We start from the raw sequence: 19,023 nt of genomic DNA on the forward strand, positions 1-19,023 counted from the left end.
TCTAATATTTCCCCGATCCCGTTTTTTTAATTATAAACAAAAGTACCCTATAGAGTAGACTTTTTTTAAGTGTCTATTCTATAGGGTACATTTTAAAAAATGCACTCCTTTTTTACATTCAATTATATTACTATAGAATATTGTATACCTACATAAACTACTACTTGATGATTTTCCCCATCATTTTCGAGAAATAAGTACTCGCTATTTTCTTGTTTTTTTCCATCAACTAACCATGTTGATTCATCTTGGTTTTTGCCACAAAAAACCTCAATTGAATAGACCGAATCACCATATCTGTAATCAATACTAAATGAGTCCCACTCTATAGGAACACAAGGTTGTATATATAAACGGTTTCCTCTACACTTGATTCCCAAAATATATTCTAGACCTGCTTGGTACATCCAACCAGAAGCACCTGTATACCATGACCAACCTCCACGTCCTTCATGTGGATTTGCTGTGTAGACATCGGCCGACATTACATATGGTTCATTTCCATATGTTTTAATATCACGAATATTTTTTGTATGTGAGATTGGGTTTAAAATAGAGAACAGATTAAATGCCTTATCACGACGATCTAAGATTGCCCAAGCTACAATTCCCCAAATAACTCCATGAGTATATTGCCCACCATTTTCTCGAATTCCAGGTGGGTAGCCTTGTATATACCCCGGACTTGGATATGTTTTATCAAATGCTTTTGTTAGTAAACGTGCCAGATTCAAATCTCGATCTACAAGTTCACGATCAAATGAGCGCATTGCTCTTTCCTGACGATCGATTGGTGTCCCGTTAGAAATAACTGACCAAGACTGAGCGATAGCATCAATTCGGCACTCTATATTCTCCATTGAGCCAAGCCATGTTCCTGCGTCAGTAAATGCACGACGGAACCAAGTACCATCCCAAGCATTTTTATTCATGTTTATTTCCAATTGAGCTACTTCATGTTCAAATTGCTTTACAATATCTTGTGAAAGGATACCCTCTTCAAATTTCAAAAACCTCTTTAAAATATCTAATAAAAACCAACCTAGCCAAACACTTTCCCCACGTCCCTTAGCACCAATCCGACTCATTCCATCATTCCAGTCACCTATTCCCATTAATGGAATACCATGTTCACCAAACTTCAAAGAATGTTTAATCGCACGTAGACAATGTTCTAGCACTGACCCCTTCTCATCAGACACAACAGTATCCTCATAGCGCTCCAATTCTCCTTCTTTTAGCACTTCACTATACAAAAATGGTACCTCTTGTTGGAGAATTTCGAGGTCTTCTGTCTGTTCTATGTAACGTGAAACAGCATATGGTAGCCACAGTAAATCGTCAGAAAACATCGTTCGAATTCCTTTGTGAGTTTCTTCATGCCACCAATGTTGAACATCACCTTCAAGGTACTGATGCGCTGCGTTTATGAGTATTTGGTTTTTTAATATTGTTGAATCAACATGTAAAAAAGCTAGTGAATCTTGCAATTGATCCCTATAACCAAATGCGCCTCCTGCCTGATAAAAAGCAGTGCGAGCCCATAATCGGCAACTAAGTGCTTGGTACAGAAGCCACCCATTCATCATTATATCCATCGCTCGATCAGGTGTTTTAACTTTCACTTGTCCAAGAGTACTCTCCCAGTACTTTTTAACGTTTGAAAATGTTTCTTCATACGCAGAAGGCCTTCCGTATTGCTGTACTAGTGAACACGCTTCTTGTTTGGAAGCTGCACAACCAAGCAATATGCTAATCGTCACTTCTTCGTTAGCTGGAAGTTCGATAACAGTTTGTACGGCCCCACAAGAATTTGAAAACACACCAGTTTTCTTGTTAAGTGTTTCTTCTAATAATGCTTTTGGACACTCTAATGTATTGCCCCGCCCAATAAATTCTGTACGGTCACTCGTCCAAGAATACGTATGATGAGATTTCGCTATCGTTTCTGGAAGCGCAATATGTATAAAACCAATCGCGTCACGAAACTTTTCTTGGTACTTGTTTTGTGCAAGTAGTGTACTATTGTCTAAATTCCATTCTGTAACAATGAATGGTGCCTGAGCCTCTCTAAGTACCCCTAGAACCCATTCAGCATAATACGTTATGGCTATCTTCTTTAATTCATCACTTTTATTAAATAATCGAAGTCTAATAATTTTCAACGGATCATCTAACGGAACAGTTGTATCCATAGTAGAAACTACATCTCCATCAAGTTGTTCGAAACTACTATACCCCCTACCATGTATAACCTTATATGTTCGATCACCACCCGCAGGTTTTTGAGTAGCTGACCAAACTTGATTCGTTCCAAGATCTCTTATATAAAGACATTCACCAGGAGGATCAAGGACCGGATCATTATTCCAAGGCGTAAGTTTACATTCACGGGAATTTCGCCACCAACTATATCCAGTACCTAATTCAGTTAATAAGCATCCAAATCTTGGATTAGAGATTACATTACTCCATGGTCTAGGTAAATGCTCTCCGTTTTTTACAATCATTTGATACGCATGGCCATCATCGATAAAACTGCCCCTACCATTAAAAAATTCACCAATAGGGATACTAATCGCTTGCTTCTCGTGGTGTATTTGTTTTGAAGCCTTGATTTTCCGTATTGGATGTAAATCTTTTTCTAATAGACGTAATTGTGCACGTAAACTTGGCCCTCCGGCTTTCAATACTACTCGGGCAACAGCTAAGAGTAAATTTCTTTCATCCTCTGACAACTGGGTTGACTTCAATACAACAATTCGATTCATGTGATAGATTCCACGAGAAATAAGATTTTCATTTAAAGTCCTCATGAACTGATCCTGATAATTGCCAATTGTCTCATCTAACACCACTAAATCAATAGCTAACCCCATCTTCACTAAATATTGATGCTGACAAGCTAAAAGAGTAACAAAGGGCAAATCAGACTCTTTTTTGATGGAAACTAAGATAATTGGCGTGTCCCCACTAATACCAAGAGGCCATAAAGAAGATTGTCCCAATGTATTGTGTGAAATTGCCTCACTACGAATTTTTGTTAACGGTGGGTTAAATAGAAGTCTTCCCGCCAACACATTTGCATCAGTAGCTTGCTTAGGTGTTAAATGCATATGTCTAAGATCAATTTGTGATCGTACCCAAGCCAAATGGAATGCTCGATCAACTTGTTTAGAATCACTAAAGCGCTGTATAATTTCAACCGCTTGTTCACGACTTTTTGTAACACCAGTAACAAAATAAATAGTAGCGGTCTCATTAGTTCCCAATTGTAATGAACGCCTCATTGAAAACGCCGGGTCAACAACGGAACCTGTTGAACCTTTTAGATGTGAGTATATACCTTTTGGTGTTTCAAGCGTATTACCACGTCCTATAAATTCTGCCCGATCTGTTTCAAATTCGTAATCGCCTTTCTCACGTCTATCTACAAAAATTGAGTGAACTGCCCAAATTTCATCTTCCTCATCCTCTCGTGGACGACGCTTAGCTAGCAAACATTGTGCATTTTTATCGAAGCTAGTTTCAATAAAAAGCTTACTAAATGCTGGGTGTGCACTATCTGCAGACTGACTTGCCAGCGCTAACTCTAAGAAAGATGTTACTTCTAATGTACGTTTTTCACTACTATTGTTAACTACTTGAAGTCGTCGTATTTCTGCGTCAATCTCAGAAGATATCGTCAAATCAAGTTTATAAGATATCCCTTCTTTCGTTCCTTCATAAGTAGTTTTGTCAAAACGAAATTGTGTTTTCATATCCATCGTTGTCTCATACGGGAAACCTGATGTACTCCAAGTTTCTTCAGAGTTGACATCATGAATAAAAATAATTGGCCCAGAAGTTCCTGATACAGGATCTTCTTTCCATCTTGTGACAGCTAACCCATTCCATAAAATCATGCCTGTTCCATCGTTCGCGTTTACACTAGTTAATTGTCCATTTGACAAAACATTAACCTCTGGAATGGAGCTTGGCCCTGTAAAGGTACGTTCAGTGTCATCCAAATTACCATCAAATTCAGGAGCTTTTGCATCAATTCCTATTGGTTTTTCAATTAATGCTGCTTTTACTGGCACTCTTTCTTGGAGTAGCAAGTCCGCTGCACAAACTCGTGGATCATGGTGGAATCGGTTTACCATAATATCATCAGTCAATAAATTGACAAGGGTTAACATGCTCATACCTTGATGGTGTGCCATAAAGCTTTGTATTACTTTATAATCTTGCCCCTTAGGCATTCTAGCTTTTGTAAAATCAACAGCTTCATAAAATCCATATTCACCTTTTGCACCATATTCTTTAAATTTTTGAAGGGCCAAAAGAGCATCATCACCTGCATATGGAATAGCCATAATGGTTGCATAAGGTGCTAACACCAGATTTCGCTCTAAACCTCGTTCAAGTCCAAGCCCTGGAACACCGAATGCACGATATTGATAATTTAATTGATAATCAAACGCGTAATATCCGCTTTCTGATATACCAAACGGGAGTTGATATTTATCTGCATATTGACGTTGACGATAAATAGCTCCTCGATAAGTTGATTCCCAAATGGTATTTTTAAATGTCCGCATAATCAAGCTTGGCATCATGTACTCAAACATTGTTCCCGACCATGACAAAAGTGTCTTTTTCTTATTAATAATTGTCATAGTACGAGCAAGTGTAAACCAGTGAGAAACGGGAATCTGGCCAAGTGCAATTCCTACGAAACTTGCTTGCCTAGCTTCTGAAGCAAGTAAATCGTATAGAATCGTATCTTTATGATTTGAGTCAACGTGATAACCAAGGCTAAACAAGCGTTCATCATTGTTATATAGGGATCTGAAATCTGTCAGTTCAATGAGTTGATTAATTTCAATAATAATATTTTCAATACGAGATTGAAATTCTTCTTCTCTCTTTTTCCATTCTATTAGAGCCTGTCTTACTACCATCATATAAGCAATAAAGTTTCCTGAATCGACAGTGGAAACATATCGAGGAGAAAGCGGCTTTGCAGAGCATGTATCATACCAGTTGAGTAGATGTCCATTCCATTTTTCCATATTAGAAATGGTTTTCATTGATAATTCGATTCGATCAAGCATTTTAGATGTATCAATAAAATCTAAATCACGAGCAGCTACAACACAAGTTAAATATAGTCCAATATTTGTTGGCGATGTTCGATGGGCAACGGTTTCATTCGATAGATACTGTACATTATCAGGTGGTAACCAAGATTCTTCTGACGTAACATATTTTTCATAGAACGACCAAATTTGAAATGCTAATTCCTTTAATTCATCACGTGCTTTATCCAACCAAACTCTACTTTCAACTTTTAACGGTCGATTAAATTGCTGTATGATTGGCCTTGCTAAAAACCACATAATTAGTTCCACAGTACCAAATATGTGATTTAAAGTACCTTTGGAAAACCATACCAATATACCAAACAATATAATTACTGCATATCCAATAGACTCGTACATAAAGACTCTTTTTGAAGCAGGATTGTTACTAGTCTTAGCAAACGTAACCCACTCTAGCAAATTACGTCGGCTAATGTATAGCCGGTAAAGAGTTCGTAAAGTAGCATCTACTACAAGAACCGATGTAAACGGCAATGTTACAAATTTAACCAGATTCTGCATAAAATTAATCTTTATTGCACGAATGCTTCCTCTCCCAATCGCACCTTGTAAAAGTGAAAAAAGAAAGGGAAGAAAAACAGTTAAAAGTACGATTGTTTCCCAAACCCAAGCTTTACCCGGTAATACACTAAATCCTAGTAAGGCTATTAGTAAAAGAGCTGGTGCAAGTAGACTGCGGCGCAAATTATCAATAATTTGCCATCGTGTTAATCCACATAAATCAACTCGTTTATTCTCACCATTACGATCTACACAATTATTTCCTAACCATTTGATAAGTTGCCAATCTCCTCGGATCCATCTATGCTCTCGACGTTGGAATGAATAAAAGGAACTCGGATACGACTCAACAACTTCAATATCAGAAGTTAGTCCTGCTCGAAGAAACCCACCCTCTAGTAGATCATGACTAAGTACATGGTTATCCGGTATTCGATTTACCAAGGTTTTTTGAAATGATTCTACATCAAAAATACCTTTACCCACAAAAATTGCATGACCAAACAAATCTTGGTATACGTTTGATACGGCAAAAGAATACGGGTCAATTCCTGGCTCCCCTGCCCATAAAGAAGTAAAGCGAGACTTTTGTGTTGAGTCAAAACTCACGCCTACTCGTGGTTGTAATAATCCGAAACCTTCAATTACGCGTGTTTCATCTGCATTTAATCGAGGTCGATTATACGGGTAATGAATGGTACCAGCCATTCGGCCAACAACACCAATTGGTAATTGGGTATCTTGGTCTATTGTAAATACATATCGAATCTTCCTTAATATATCTTTATCTCCATGAATTGTTGTAAAACTAGAATTATCACTACCAGACAATAACTCAACAAACTCTACTATTTTTCCACGTTTCCTCTCCCATCCCATATAAAGATTGTCTGTTGGATTGTAAAGGCGGGATCTGTGAAATAAGAAAAATTTATCTTCCCCATATTCCTTACACAATGCATCGATCCTTGAAGTAACATATGTCAATAGTTCATGATCTTCAGCTTTTGATTCAGTCAACGCATCCGTAAAATCACCTAAAATACCGAAATAAATATTTTTTTGACGATTTGCAAGATAATGAACTAAAAGTTGATCCACTACTTCATCTACATCTTTGGTGCTTGACCATATAACTGGAATAACGACCATTGTACTCGCATCTTCCGGAAGTTCTTCTGAATAATCAAACCTTAAAAGTTTTGTAGTGCGACTATATCGACAAATTAATTTATGGGCAATCGTTATAGCCCACTCACTAACAGGTAATATAAGAGCTACTATTATCGCTATCCACGATAAAGGTCGAAAGAATGCCCCAGCTGTTATCCATCCACCAGAGAGAAACAATATTCCTATAAACAATAAAGCTACAGTTGATAAATACAAATACAATGGTTGTTTTCGTAAAGATATTTGTGGAAGTATACGTGGTCTAGCTTTCTTCAAAAGTGCTTTACGTATTTCTATGTTTCCTTGGGCATCAAATAAATAATAATCAATATAAGCCTTTCTCGGCATTACATTTGATTGATCTGGCTCTACTATTTTCGATTTGGCCAGATGTAGTGCTGTCTCAGCTACTAACATTTCTGGTACTTTTAACTGGTTTGCAATCTCTGCAACACGTCCACGAATTATGTCTCGACTGTCTAAATCTAAACTTTTATAATCGATAGTTGATGGATCAGAGAGTAAAAATTGTTCTAGATGTGAAATTTTTGTAAATGTTAATCTCCATGGCTGTCGCTCTAACTTATGTAAGCTTTGAACTAGATTCCCACAACTTACTTGCAAGTCCGCTTGTAATTGGTTCTCAAACGAAACTATCTGCTCAAGGCTAGATTCACTATTCTCTATGTGAGCTGCAAGCCAGTCATGAACGATATGCATATTTGGTTCCAATTCGCTCAAATGTCTCACTAAATGTACAATCTCAATTGGTCCAAACGGTTTTTCACGTGCTTCTCTATCCAATAAATTTCGAATTTTATCGTCTGATAACTTTGTTATTTTTTCAAGAATTGAAGTAATAGAATCACATATTTCGTGACGACGTTGTACTTCAACCATCGTTCCAGACAAACGGCGTATTAAAGTAACTCGCATAGCACTTGGCAAAGCCCAGCATTCTAGATCTTTTAGAACAGATACCTCTTGATAGGCTTTTATATACCCTTCAAATGAGTTGACCTCATATCGACCACCCACATGCTCTATGTAATCATTGCAAAGTGCATATATTCTTGGCATCCCAGTAGAATTTAATTTTGGTAGTTTATGTAGAGTTTCCCGTGGTAGCTTACTTAACACTTCTTGAGCTTGAGTCTCTATAAAATTAATGTGATCTAGGAGCCAGTCTTCCGCTGGTTGCCTACAATGCACTTTATTGTTACTCAGTTTTTCTGCAAACGTATGTAGATTAGCCATATCTTTTCGAAATCCTGGCCAATAACGAACAATTAAAAAATTGTTCACAAAAATTTCCTGAGTTAAAGCAAACTCACGTCCTCTTTCTTTTAATTGTTCATTACTAAGTATCATATAAACCTCCTATGTAACTCGAAAAATAGTCCATAGTGGTAAATATCCCCTAAATACTTTTTTTTTATTTATGAAGATTAAACTTTTTGGAGCTAGAAGGATGAATTTTGAAAGGATAGAAGGAGTAAAAATTTTTGAATCTGAAAATCTAAAAAACTGACCCTAAAACACTTAAGTTTGGGCAAATCTCTTAAAAGAAGAAAAAGGCAACGGATTAATTTCCGCTGCCTTTTATTTTATATTATTTAGTTTTATAACGAGTTGTGTAACACACTCTACATGTGTCGACTGTAATTGACAACACAATAGATGTTGGTGTTCGTTCAAAACTCAACAAAAAATCGCCTTTTTTTGTTTTACATATGTTTTATGGGACTGGATAGTTCAACAGACTTTTGCGTACAACGCTTTATAGCTGAAATGATAGCTGTTCTTAAGCCTTTTTCCTCTAATATTGCTACAGCTTCTATTGTCGTTCCACCTGGAGAACAAACCATGTCTTTCAATGCACCTGGATGTATTCCTGTTTCCAGTACCATTTTTGCAGAGCCTAATACAGCTTGAGCTGCGAATTTATATGCTTGATTTCTTGGCATACCATCTAATACAGCAGCATCTGCCATGGCTTCTATAAACATATATACATATGCTGGCGAAGAACCACTTACAGATGTTACAACATCCATTAATTTTTCGTTTACTATCTCTGTTTGGCCAAAACTATTAAAAATGTTCAGTATATCCTCTAAATCTTTTTCTGTAACCATTTCATTAGGACATAACGCAGACATTCCTTCTCCAACAAGAGCAGGTGTATTAGGCATTACTCTTACAACCTTTAACTTTTTATCAAAAGCTTCCTCAGTACTTTTAATGCTTTTTCCTGCAGCGATAGTTACGACTATAACATCGTTTTTTATCTGTTCGTTTATTTCGTTAATTACTGATGAGTATAGGTCTGGTTTGATAGATAAAATTAAAATGTCAGCATTTTTAGCTACCTCATTGTTGTCAGTAGTTGTAGTTATACCATATTTTTTACTAGCATTTTTTAAATTTGTACTGTTTAAATCTGAACAAATTATTTTATCCGAAGTCACTATATTTTTGGTTATCATCCCACCAATCATAGCTATCCCCATATTTCCGCATCCAATGAATCCAATTTGTTTATCCATATTTACTCAATTTTGCTCCTTCTAAAATAAATTATATCGGATTGAAATTATTATTCTGAAAAAATTAATAATATCCCATGCAATATAAAAAAACATTTTAAGAGAGTATATTGTTTTTTGCAATATAAAAAAATATAGAAATCAGTTTTATTTAGAAAATTAATTTAATTTAAAAAAATGCCTCTTGACATAAAAACGCACTATATTGCATAATGTATAAAAATCAAATTGAAAATCGTCGAAGGGAACTAGTACATATAACTTCTTGCGAAAGAGAGTGGAATTCACCGGCTGAAAGATTCCTCGTATAGAAAGTATCGAACCTATCCCTGAGTCTTAAACGAAAGTTTAGGCGTATACCTTCGTTATAGGTGTCAAGCGGATATATATATTTATATCAATAAAGGTGGTACCGCGGAACAATGACCGTTTCGTCCTTTTTATTAAGGGCGAAGCGGTCATTTTTATTTTGCTCTTTATTGCTAAATAACATGTTAGAAGTTTAATTTACAAAAAAATTCACATTTAGAATAGGAGGGACAAAAGTGAAAAAACAGCGAATTGTCGTGAAAATTGGAAGCAGTTCCTTGGCAGTTAATCATGGAGGTATCTCTGAGGAACAGCTTTCTGATCATGTTGCTGCTTTGGCGCGATTGAAACAGGAAGGACATGAAGTGTTGCTGGTTACATCTGGGGCAATTGCTGCAGGTTTTTCTGCTCTTGGGTATCCGAGTCGACCTGTAACAATTAAAGGGAAGCAGGCTGCCGCGGCTGTAGGACAAAGTCTGTTAATGCAGGCGTATACGGAGGAATTCCGTAAATATGGTATCGTTACCGCGCAGCTTTTGCTGACGAGAATGGATTTTTCTAGAAAAGATCAATACAGTAATGCATATGCCACTTTAGGAGAGCTACTAAATCGTTCCTCTCTTCCAATAATCAATGAAAATGATTCAATTTCTTTAGAGGAGCTGACTTTTGGTGATAATGATATGCTGTCAGCTTTAGTGAGTGGGCTTGTTTCGGCGGATATGCTCATGATTTTTACGGATGTGAACGGTTTATATGACCAAAACCCTCAGAAAAATGCGGACGCGAAAAAGTATTATTTCCTCCCTGAGGTTACGGAAGAAATTGCTTCTCTTGCTGAAGATGCGGGCTCAAAACTTGGGACTGGCGGTATGAGATCAAAAATCGATGCTGCAAAGACGGCACTATCTCTTGGAGTGAGTGTATTTATCGGAACAGGACGTGGACAGGAGAAGTTTTTAGATGTTTTGAAAGGTAAAGGTGATGGAACGTATATCGGTAATGTTCCTCAAAAAGTGATTAAGATGAACAAGCAATGGATCGCGCTACATTCGCTTGTTAGTGGACAAATTGAAGTAGATGCTGGGGCAGCCTCTGCCATCATTCATCATGGAAAAAGTCTTCTTCCTGCTGGTGTTACTAATGTGTCTGGGTTCTTTCGAGCGGGCGAAGTTGTGGAGGTCATCACACAACAAGGACTCTTGATAGGGAAAGGTCAGTGTAGATATAGTGCAGAGGAACTACAGGATATAAAAGGGATGCAGAGTCACGTCATTCAGGCTCAAGGCGTAAGACATAGCTATGAAGTCATTCATAGGGATAATTGGGTTTCATTTTAAGAATAGAGAGGATCCGTTCAAGTGAAGAGGGCGGAATCCTCCGTCCTAAATTTGATTGATTCACCTAATATCTATGTAGAAGAGTCTTGGATGATCGTTCCAAGTTGTCAAAGTTAAACATGCCTCAAGTTTTTATATTTTGAATCTTTAAAAGGAGGAAATGAAGATGAATGAAGTATTAGAAAAGGGACAAAAAGCGAAAAAGATAGCTGGAGAACTTGTTCTCAAATCCACAGTTCAAAAAAACAAGGCACTTGCTGCGATTGCGGATCAATTGATAATAGAAACACCCTATATTTTGGAGGAGAACAAAAGAGATATTGAAGTAGGTAAAGCAAAAGGAATGTCTGCTTCTATACTTGACCGCCTTACGCTGAATGAACAGCGCATTATTGATATGACAGAGGGTATCCGGCAGCTAATTGATTTGCGTGATCCTGTTGGAGAATGTGTAACCACATGGGAAAGACCGAATGGATTATCTATTCAAGAAATGCGTGTGCCACTAGGTGTTGTGGGGATGATTTACGAAGCGCGACCGAATGTAACTGTGGATGCGGCTACAATTTGCTTGAAAACAGGAAACGCAGTGATCTTGCGTGGCAGTTCTTCCGCTACTTATTCTAACAAAGCCATCGTAGCTGTCATTCACCGAGCTCTTAAACAAACGAGCTTGCCTCCAGAAAGCGTACAGCTCATTGAAGATACGTCACGATATAGTGCAAAGCAGCTGTTTACATTAAATGAGTATTTGGATGTTCTTATCCCAAGAGGTGGCAAACAGCTAATAGATACTGTAGTGAGAGAAGCGTCTGTTCCTGTATTGGAAACAGGTGCGGGAAATTGTCACATTTTCATTGATGAAACAGCGGATAAACAGATGGCATTTGATATTATTATAAATGCAAAAACACAGCGACCATCTGTATGTAATGCAATTGAAACAATTATACTTCATGAGGAGTGGGCGCACCGATTTGGTACCGAGCTCTTTTCTTCCTTAAAGGAAAAAGGAGTAGAGCTACGTGGAGATAAGAAGGCACTGGCTATCGATTCTTCTATTGTACCTGCTTCAGAAGAAGACTGGGGAACTGAATTTTTGTCTCTCACGCTGGCAGTCAAAATGGTCTCCTCTGTTGAAGAAGCTATTAACCACATCAATACTTATGGATCCATGCATTCCGAAGCGATTATTACAGAAAGGGAAGAAAGTGTGAACAAGTTTTTCACGTCCGTAGATGCCGCGGCGCTCTACCATAATGCTTCGACTCGCTTTACTGATGGTTTTGAATTCGGCTTTGGTGCAGAAATCGGCATCAGTACGCAAAAGCTACATGTAAGGGGGCCAATGGGACTTCCTGCATTGACTTCTACAAAATACGTGATTCGTGGAAATGGACAAATTCGGAGATAAGGAATTAGGGAAAGAGGCAAATCCTTATTATGAACATAAACGTCAAGTAACTCCAAAATATACAAGAAAAGTTGATTTTAGAGTTATTTTTTGTTTTCTTCACTTTTTTTCGGCACTTTGCATCTAGACAGATGATTAATTCTGGTTAAGATTATGTTGCAAAGATTAATAAACTTGATATTAAAATTCAAATCCTGATGGATAAAAATATTTGTAGAAGTAATCCTACAAGATTATAAAACTAATATGTCATCCTTTTCTAGATTAGCTCGTAACGGAAGTTATCATATGCTGACCAAATTATATCTCGAGAAGAACTGGTTGAATATAGAAAGCAGATAGACCAGGAAGTAGCTGAACTCGAAACAGCCAAGATTGAGTATCAAGAAAAGCTTGAAGAGTGCGAAAGTGAGAACTATGCAATTGATTTAGGAAAAAAGCTTAAAGACGTTTCATTACTAAATGATTTAACTCCTCAAATCTTGCACTCTTTGGTGAATAAAATAACCTGTAGCATTGAAGGTAATCTACGTATTCATTACAACTTTGTTAATCCTTTCGAAGAACAAGAATAGGCAACAACCACAAGGGTTAGTTGCCTTCTTTTAAAATGAGTTGCGCCACACACTCAACATGTGCAGATTGTATGTGGCAACACATGGGTGCTTGTGAGTAAAAAGAGCTGAAATTTCTTTCATTAAAAGATTAATTGAATTATAGAAAAAGAAACCAAATGGGATTTGGTTTCTTTTTCATTCACGTATTAATGTGAAACGATAATCTTTTGTGTCGCTACTTTTGTTACTTTAAATCCTTCTTTATTCTGTCCATCTGCATAAAGCGTATAAGTTCCATTTGGTATTTCCGAACCTGGCGCCCATGTGAATCGGACTTCATCTTCGCGCGGATATTCTTTTGTAAACACAACATTTCCGTTTGCATCCTTAATATAGAATTTCCATTGAAGTTTATTATCAGAGAAAGCTATTACTTTAGCTGGACTGTTTTCGTTCACTTTCGTGTAGTTTTGAACAGTCAGATACTGAATCAACGTGCCTGGGTTGATGTTTGAAGAATCACCCCATACCGTGTAGCCTTCGTTGTAAGCAGCGTCTTCTGCCATAACGACAATGCTTTTTGGAGCTTTCCTTACGATCATGCTCGTTGATCCTGGCTTTAAGACACTACCAGCTCCGCTTCCATCTAAGTAAACAACGGCTTGAGCAAATCCAACTCCACCTTCGTTATCTTTTACATCAAACGAAATTTGGAATTTTCCATCTGCAGTTGGAGTCACGTTAATGTTTGACGCATGTGGCGCTTGGGAATCCACTTTGACTGGAATTTCAGTTGTTTGCGGTCTTGCACCTGCAAAATCAAGCGTTGAACGTAACACGTATTTGTAATCGCCGTCAGGAACATCATTTCCATTTTCGTCTTCAGCTTTCCAATAATATGCAGGCACATCAAAACTGTAGTACGAACCACTAGAGCTCATAATATTTTTTCGATTTATCGCCCCACCAAATTCGTTAAAGTCTCCTAAGTATTTCACTTGGTTTCCATCTTTGTCAACAATATATGCCTCAAGACTTGATAAGTTACGTAGCACTGTGAAAGACGGAATGACACCCTCATTAATGGAATATGGTGAAACACCAACACGGCCTGCAGTATATTTATGTGTCACTGGATCTAGTGCTAATGGTGAGTCAGAGATATCATCCCAAAGAGTGGTATAACCTAAGAACGCATCGTTTTTCTCTGGAGAAGGGTCGATGTTTTTGGGCTCATCCCATTTACCGTAGAAGCCCATGTATGGCATTGATAACGGAACGACTTTGTCGCTCTTATTACCTGATGTTGGTACCAAGCGAACGAATCCTTCTACGAATGTGTTTTTCTTCATAGTTTCTGGAAGCTGTACATCAATGCTTAATTCTTTTTGCTTGCCGCGCTTAATCGTAATCGCATCTCCGCCATTCACATGAACGTCTGCTCCTTCAATTCGCGTCATCTTCGTTGTATTGTAATCATTTTCTCTTGGAGCAAAACCAAACGCGCCCAAGTCATAAGACGCATGTGTTCTTTCGTCCGTTAACACATCTACTACCACTTTGTATTCCATTGAATCTGGAACATCTTTACCTTCTAATGCTTGCATTTCAAGCTTCATATTAAAATGTGTATCTCCGATTTCGTGTAGTGCTACACTTCCTGCTTGCTCAAGTGGTGCACGTTTGTTGCGCAGTAATACTGGCGTGTTAATCGCATTTTTTATCTCCATTAAGCCAGAACCTTGCATGCGTGGAGAATACGGAAGTTTGTTATCAGTTCTAGGGTCTGCAATAATATTTGCAGTATTCATTAATGCCAGTTTAGCTAACAATGCTGTTTCTTCATTTTTTGCCAAGCCTTTGTTTCTCATGGATTCCATTAATAAAGCCGCTCCTCCTGCTACTTGAGGAGTTGCCATAGATGTTCCGCTCATAACTTGGTATTTATTATTTGGAATTGTTGAATAGATTTGTCCACCTACACCCGTGATTTCTGGCTTGAAATCAAGGTTTTCTGGCGTTCCCCATGAAGAGAAGTAAGAAACCGTGTTCTTAAGCGGATTATCGATCCATGTTCCATTTGATAATTTTACCGTAAGTTTTTGACCTACTTGAAGTTTAGCAATCATATTTTGACCAGCATCTTTGCTTGTCGAAATAACTGGAATAGACCCCGAATATAACTGGATTTGCGGATAATCTTTCATCACAGTCGGTGGAACGAAAATTGTTGCCACAGCCCCTTTAGCCTTAGCAGAGTTTTGAACATAAGACCAATTTGCATATGTGGTCTTAGGCTGGCAAATCATGATCTTTCCAGTTAAGTTCATGTTTTTGATGTCTGTGTCTTTTCCTTCTACTCCATAAACCACTTCGTATTCTTTATTCGGATCGAGCTTGTCTCCCAATACAAATCCAGAGTAAGTCTGATCTTGATAAGTAAGTTCTGTTCCATCAGATGAATGTAGTGAATTCATATGCATATTATTGTTTTCATAAGAGGCAACAGACAAAGCAAACGGGCTGACACCAGGTGAACCAACTGTTCCAACATCTGGATTGTCTGCATATGGCAATAATGAACTCATCATGATATTGTTCTTTGTGCTATAGGAAGCATTTCCACCTGCTACCACAACTAACACACCTTGCTCGGTTGCTTGACGGATTGCTTTTTGAACCGGATCTTCCGTTTCACTTACCGGACCTGCATCAGAACCTAAGCTCATGTTAATAACATCCGCGCCCATTTCTACCGCGTGCTGAATGCCAGCAATGATATCATCTTCTTTAGCACCGCCGCCTTTATCAGAAAATACTTTCTCAGCCAAAATCTGTGCTCCTGGAGCGATTCCTTTTACTCCGTTTAATGCTTCATTACCATTTGCGGAAATGATCCCTGAAACGTGCATGCCGTGTGGATTAGTAGCAGGGAAAACATCGTTATCATTATCGGCCCAGTCATAACCAGTTGGAACTTTGTCAGAATACCAAATATCATTTGCTTCGGTTGAAGCAAGTTTAGCACCAATTGCTGAAGAAGTTAACTTCTCTTGAGCCATCCCTTTGTCAGTTAAGGTCATATCCGTGTGCTTATAGTCGACACCAGAGTCAACAACAGCCACTAGCATTCCTTCACCTTCGTAACCCATGGATTGCCATACTCTCTGCGCTTGCACTAAGCTTTTGCTTTCATCACCTGTAGCCGTGTAAGTGCGAGCGATATGGATACGTTTGACACCATCAATTTTTTGAATGTCTTTTAAGTCTTTGAATTTTGCTTCCATAGAGAAACCATTAAAACCTTCATGGAATCGATGGCGAACTTCTTTGGACTGACCTTTTGGTAGTTTATCGATTACTTGATCTTGGACCTTTTCAAATGAAGTACTAGTATCATCAACTGGAGTATTAAGCTCAACAATCACACGGACGTCTTGGTCTGGCGAGAATAGTTGACTATTGTTTTTACGGACGTTTTGGTAATCCATTGGATCATTACTAACATCTTCGGATTCTTGTTGCTGGTCAGCAAATAAACTCTGGTGAATATCTTTTAAGCTGACGGTTTCATTTGAACTTTCGTCTTGAGCTTCAGCTGATACTACACTGGATAACATCATCAAACTAAGCATTGCAGTTGTCATTACTTTAAAAGGCACTTTCTTCCACTTATTCAATCCAAAATCTCTCCCCTTTTTATGTACTATCATTACCTATTTAATAATATGAATATTCGCAATATTTGTAAATTGGGGGATTTTTTTGAAAATAATATTCTACTAAAGGACACGTATTTACTGAATTTCCTTGCTTTTTTTAATGCAAAAGTTACCCTCATTTTGTAATTTATTGGGTATTTTATTACATAAGTCCTATCTAAATTACCCCAATTTTTAACATTTTTTATGAAAATTTCTAATATTCAACTAATAATAGGAATAAAAAACTATTTTTTTTAAGAAAATGTTAAAACAATTGTCAAAATGGATAGTTTTTACATTTTGGTGAACATCTTTGTTAAGGTGGCAATTTATCCAATGAAGAAATGATTTAAAAAAAGGAAAAAAGAAAAAATTACCGAGCATAAGCGCCCGGCCAATAATATAATCCCTTGAAATTCTTTAGCTATTTTTTAAACAGATTGCTTTTTTCGATATCAATTTACCAATCAAAAACAAGTTGAAAACGCAGAAAACGTTATTTTTGATTTGGTACTACATAAATACGAGATTTCAAAAAAATTAAATAGCCTTAACCTGATCGAATCTGGGCTAAGGCTGCTTAAAATACCTTTTTTATTAGTGTCTACTAGATAAAGACAAGTCCAAATGGTAGATGCCTTCTTTTAAATGAGTTGCGCCACAGCACCTTTTAGTTTAGTTATTTTTTAATAATAACCTGTGTTACTTGTGCATCTTTGTAACCTTTTGCTTTTATTACGATCTTATAGGATTGAGCCTTTGTAAATACTTTTCTGCTTATTATTGAGCTTCTCCATTTTGAATTGTCTTTGAAGGTTATGTTGATTGATTTTCCTACTTTGTTATCTTTTTTGTCTGCTGCTAATGTTGGTGCTGATTTTACTACCGGAATAATAACCTGAGTTACTTGTGCATCTTTATAATCCTTTGCTTTTATTACGATCTTATAGGATTGAGCCTTTGTAAATACTTTTCCGTTTATAATTATGTTTCCTTTAACTACCTGGTAATTTCCTTTTATTGATTTTCCGTTTACTGCTATGTCTGTTATTGAGTTTCTCCAATTTGCATTGTCTTTGAAGGTTATGTTGATTGTTTTTCCTACATTGTTATCTTTTTTGTCTGCCGATAATATTGGTGCTGTTTTCACTACTTGTACTGGTTTTACTACTTTTGAAGTAACATACAATCTTCCTTTAGTCAACATGGTCATTTTATTTCCATTATTATCCTCGACTAGAACCTCAATCTGTCAACCGTTTAATACAATGTTCTTTGGAACAATCCATTGTCCAACATAATGACCTGTACCTTTTCCAGCTGCATCTAGTTTCTCGATCATTGGCATTTCAATGGCAGAATCAGTTGTTGTTTGTATACTCATAGACCCATTTACATTACCTATATGTAAAATAATTCTAAATGCTGCTTTCTTAATTGAATGGCTCTGCTATCATTTTTTCTATCCCTATACTTTCGGAAGTCAACCAGCATGGCATTGAAATCCCTAAAAAAATTAAAGCTAGTCCCTGCCATATTAATTTTGTATTAGGTGCTAATTATTATTAGAGGACATTCTATACAGAAAAACGAGCATTTGATGTCAACTAACATAGCTGATAAGAATAAATAAGCAGCAGATGTGATTCTTTATTATAAGAAAAATGGCAGCGCCCAAAAGGGCTGCTGCCTTATTTTATTACGAGTTGCGCCACACACTCAACATGTGCAGTATGGAATTGACAATACACGAGTTGCTGTTGAGTTTACGTTTTATTGGCGTTTTTGAATTCTAAAGTATATCTACTTTCTATCAGCAAAAACAAATAGTTATTTAGAATCTTCTAACTTTGTCGATATCTATTCAGAATTTCAGTTATTTCCCGGGAATTTGTTGGAATTTGAAAAATAGTGAAACCGAAAAGTCAAACAAAGGAATTTCTGCATTTGATTCGAGAAATGTAACAAAAAATGAGCCATATTGTATATCAAATTACATAATAGACCTTATTAAATATTACGGCTTTGGATTTAATTGCAAGTTATATCGCTCTGTTATACGAACGAAACAAAATACGGGTCGATACATCCTAACACTTATATCCACAATTAAATATTTAAAAGGGGATTTCTCAAATGTTCTTACATCAAAATGATTCAACAGATTTTTACACTTAAACAAAAAAAAGCCTTATAGGCATCTTATTTTCCGAATATGGAGAAAAGCCACCCCCATTTATAGTGAACCCTTTATGTGGGACACGAGAAAAAACACCTTTTATGTCGTATAGTAAACTATATTACATAAGGGGTGTTTTTTTATGGGGAC

The 19,023-nt window shown here is 37.0% G+C and carries 7 protein-coding genes and 1 other annotated feature; of the genes, 2 read left to right on the forward strand and 5 right to left on the reverse strand.

Annotated elements, in window-relative coordinates:
* Positions 1-122 precede the first annotated feature (122 nt).
* Both ACFVRR_RS23735 and proC read right to left on the reverse strand, forming a co-directional pair.
* Positions 123-8,192 carry a glycoside hydrolase family 94 protein gene (locus tag ACFVRR_RS23735; protein ID WP_387333207.1) on the reverse strand — a complete coding sequence of 2,690 codons (8,070 nt, stop codon included), beginning with the start codon at positions 8,190-8,192 and terminating at the stop codon, positions 123-125.
* 356 nt (positions 8,193-8,548) lie between these two features.
* Positions 8,549-9,370 (reverse strand): pyrroline-5-carboxylate reductase, encoded by an 822-nt coding sequence (gene proC, locus ACFVRR_RS23740; RefSeq protein ID WP_387333209.1) that lies wholly within the window; start codon positions 9,368-9,370, stop codon positions 8,549-8,551.
* 229 nt (positions 9,371-9,599) lie between these two features.
* Positions 9,600-9,812, forward strand: a binding site (T-box leader).
* Between the two features lie 103 nt (positions 9,813-9,915).
* On the opposite strand from proC, the gene proB reads away from it, so the two are divergent.
* Both proB and ACFVRR_RS23750 read left to right on the forward strand, forming a co-directional pair.
* On the forward strand, positions 9,916-11,019 hold the full coding sequence (proB, locus tag ACFVRR_RS23745) for a glutamate 5-kinase (RefSeq protein ID WP_387333212.1): 1,104 nt from the start codon (positions 9,916-9,918) through the stop codon (positions 11,017-11,019).
* Between the two features lie 166 nt (positions 11,020-11,185).
* A complete protein-coding gene (locus ACFVRR_RS23750) occupies positions 11,186-12,433 on the forward strand; it encodes a glutamate-5-semialdehyde dehydrogenase (RefSeq protein WP_098231558.1) in 1,248 nt (415 codons plus the stop codon).
* 763 nt (positions 12,434-13,196) lie between these two features.
* Here the strand turns inward: ACFVRR_RS23750 and ACFVRR_RS23755 are convergent.
* The 3 genes from ACFVRR_RS23755 to ACFVRR_RS23765 all read right to left on the reverse strand — a co-directional run bounded on the left by ACFVRR_RS23755 (position 13,197) and on the right by ACFVRR_RS23765 (position 18,078).
* On the reverse strand, positions 13,197-16,670 hold the full coding sequence (locus tag ACFVRR_RS23755) for a S8 family serine peptidase (RefSeq protein ID WP_387333214.1): 3,474 nt from the start codon (positions 16,668-16,670) through the stop codon (positions 13,197-13,199).
* A 703-nt stretch (positions 16,671-17,373) separates the two neighbouring features.
* Positions 17,374-17,901 (reverse strand): hemoblobin-interacting domain-containing protein, encoded by a 528-nt coding sequence (locus ACFVRR_RS23760; RefSeq protein ID WP_387333216.1) that lies wholly within the window; start codon positions 17,899-17,901, stop codon positions 17,374-17,376.
* A gap of 45 nt (positions 17,902-17,946) precedes the next feature.
* A complete protein-coding gene (locus tag ACFVRR_RS23765; RefSeq protein WP_387333218.1) occupies positions 17,947-18,078 on the reverse strand; it encodes a hypothetical protein in 132 nt (43 codons plus the stop codon).
* Between the last annotated feature and the right edge of the window lie 945 nt (positions 18,079-19,023).

Origin of the sequence: Gottfriedia sp. NPDC057948 (assembly GCF_042887255.1) — a bacterium.
In the GTDB taxonomy this organism is placed as follows: domain Bacteria; phylum Bacillota; class Bacilli; order Bacillales; family Bacillaceae_G; genus Gottfriedia.